This is a genomic window from Proteiniphilum sp. UBA1028, assembly GCF_002316955.1.
GTDB lineage: Bacteria > Bacteroidota > Bacteroidia > Bacteroidales > Dysgonomonadaceae > Proteiniphilum.
Genome location: NZ_DCEN01000074.1, coordinates 307 through 2,974 on the forward strand (window position 1 = coordinate 307; position 2,668 = coordinate 2,974).

The 2,668-nt window shown below is 51.8% G+C and carries 3 protein-coding genes; all 3 read right to left on the reverse strand.

All coding sequences use genetic code 11. The features are described from left to right. Nucleotides 1–399: 399 nt before the first annotated feature. Complete coding sequence (locus tag B3Z75_RS12590; RefSeq protein ID WP_294072287.1) at nt 400–825, reverse strand: ACT domain-containing protein; 426 nt, start codon at nt 823–825, stop codon at nt 400–402. Between the two features lie 98 nt (nt 826–923). Further along, a complete protein-coding gene (locus tag B3Z75_RS12595) occupies nt 924–2,222 on the reverse strand; it encodes a phenylacetate--CoA ligase family protein (protein WP_294072290.1) in 1,299 nt (432 codons plus the stop codon). Beyond that, nucleotides 2,219–2,668: indolepyruvate oxidoreductase subunit beta (locus tag B3Z75_RS12600; RefSeq protein WP_294072293.1), on the reverse strand; the 450-nt coding region annotated here is incomplete at its 5' end. The genes B3Z75_RS12600 and B3Z75_RS12595, both read right to left, overlap by 4 nt.

Here is a 2,668-nt window from a genome sequence, read left to right on the forward strand (position 1 = left end):
TGAAAAACGGGTCATAAGATTGAAAATTTGAAGTCTATAACGAGGTGTCTGAAAGCAGGTGAATTGTAAAGGGTTCAGGTTTGCGTTTACAGTTGATAGAGATCACTGGCGGAGAGCAGCCTCATCCGGTTGTNNCCGTACTGCATGGCAACCTGCTTTTCTTTGTCCGTCAGGGAGTTGTATATTGTGTCGATTGTTTCGAGCGGAAACAGCTCGTTGCCCGGCATTCCGCCGGCAAAGGAGATCATGTTGGGAGCCGTGGCGAGGCTCATCAGGTCGCGTATTTCGGAAGAGCGAAGGTTCGCCACGCTGGTTGAAAAACGGGTCATAAGATTGATAATTTGAAGTCAGTAACGAGGTGTCTGAATGCAGGTGAATCGTAGAGGTCCGGGTTTTTGCTTACAGTTGATAGAGATCGCTGGTGGAGAGCAGCCTCATCCGGTTGTTTTGCAACACTTCCGTCACCTGCTGCATATCTGTAGCACGGATCACCGCCAGAGCCACGTCGTTGTTGGAAAAAGCGTACATATAGTCGATATTGATCTTCTCTTCGGTCAGGATTTGCAGAATCCGGTAGAGAGACCCGGGCTTGTCGGGGATATTCACGCAGACCACGTCGGTGAGCCCGATGGAGAATCCGGCCTCTTCAAGTACTTTTTTTGCCAGTTCGGGCCTGCCCACTACCATGCGCACGATGCCATAGTCCGCTGTTTCCGCCACGCTGAGGGCAGTGATGTTCACGTCGTTTTCGGCCAATATCCGGGTTAGTTCGGTTAGTCGCCCCGACCGGTCTTCCAGAAAAACGGAAAGTTGTTTGATGTGCATGTCGTTTGATTTAATGATTTGTTTTCCGGTTGCCAGCTATCCTGAATTCCGGTCTTCGAATCTTTTGTCTTGTATTTTATTATTTTTGTCTTATCCGATTAGCATTTTCTGTGATCGATCACCCGTTTTGCTTTCCCTTCGGAACGCTCGATGCTGTTGGGTTCCACCAGCCTGATTTTAGCACTGATTCCCAGCATGCTTTTAATGTTGTGGTCGATGCGTCCCCGTATACCCTCCAGTTCGCGAATGCTGTCGGACCAGTTTTTCTCGTCTATTTCCACGAGAATCTCCAGGCTGTCGAGGTTATTTTCTCTTTTGATGATCAACTGGTAGTGGGGAGATGTTTCCGTGATCTCCATCAGTACCGCCTCAATCTGTGTGGGGAAGACATTTACGCCGCGAATGATGAGCATGTCGTCTGTGCGGCCAAGGCATTTATCCATGCGTACCAGGGTGCGTCCGCAGTCGCACTTCTCCCTGTGCAGCCGGGTGAGGTCGCGTGTGCGGTACCGCAGCAGTGGCATGGCCACTTTGCTTACCGACGTGAATACCAGTTCACCCAGTTCGCCGTCCGGGAGAACTTCCAGTGTTTCCGGGTCGATGATTTCGGGGATGAAGTGATCCTCAAAAATATGGTTCCCGCACTGGCACTCGCACTCCATGGAAACGCCCGGCCCGATTACTTCGCTCAGCCCATAAATATCGTATGCTTTGATCTGTAGCAGTTGTTCAATTTCACTCCGCATCTCGTTTGTCCATGGCTCCGCACCGAATACGCCGGTACGGAGTTTGATCTCTTCGGGGGAAATGCCTTCTTTCCGGATGCTTTCACCCAGGTGCGCCGCATAGGAAGGAGTACATGCGAGTATGGTTGCTCCGAAGTCGGTCATGAACTGCAGTTGTTTTTTTGTGTTCCCCGTAGAGATGGGAATCACGGTGGCGCCCACTTTCTCGGCGCCGTAATGCAAACCCAGTCCCCCCGTGAACGGGCCATATCCGTAAGCGATCTGGATGGTATCGCCGCCGTGGATACCCGCCATGGTCAGGCTGCGTGCCACCACCTCGGCCCATATTTCCAGGTCGTGTTGCGTGTACCCCACTACGGTGGGTTTTCCCGTGGTGCCGCTCGAAGCGTGAATGCGCACCACGTCGCTTTGCGGCACGGTGAACAGTCCGAATGGATAATTGTCGCGCAGGTCGGTTTTCGTGGTAAAGGGCAGCCGCTTTAACTGATCCACGCTCCCTACGTCGCCAGGTTTTATGCCTGCCTCGTTTAGTTTATTCCTGTAAAACGGCACGTTGTCGTACAACCGTTGAATCGTTCTGGCGAGGCGCTTGCTTTGTATTTCGTGTAGTTGTTGCCTGTCGGCACATTCAATTTCCGGGTTCCAGATCATCTTGTTTCGATGGATTTATCTTTTCCTAGCCTGAAAGCTTTCAGGTTCGTCGTTACTATTGCTTCTCCTTTTCTCGCAAAAAACATCCTGATGGCCTTTTCCAGTTCTTCGGCATCAATGCCGATGTGTGGAGCTGCCGCACCGAGCATGGCCACGTTATATGTTTTCGGGCTCCCTGCCTCTCTGGCAATCGACTTTGCCTCCACGAGGAGGCTTGACGCCGATTCCCGTATATTGTTCAGCAGTTCCTTTTCGTCGGGGTAGTTGTCGATGTTTTCGTACGGCTCGGTCGAGGTGACAATGACACCCTCCGGCGAAAGAAAAGGGAGGTATCGTAACGATTCCATCGGTTCAATGGATAAGATCAGGTCGGCTTTCCCAAGCGGGATCAGGTCCGAGTATATCTCTTCGGTGGAGATGCGCAGATGCGACTCCACGGCTCCGCC

What these genes read in the sequence shown, in the direction of transcription:
- B3Z75_RS12595 (WP_294072290.1), bottom strand. Translation starts at nt 2,222, where the DNA reads ATGATCTGGAACCCGGAAATTGAATGTGCCGACAGGCAACAACTACAC.
- B3Z75_RS12590 (WP_294072287.1), bottom strand. Translation starts at nt 825, where the DNA reads ATGCACATCAAACAACTTTCCGTTTTTCTGGAAGACCGGTCGGGGCGA.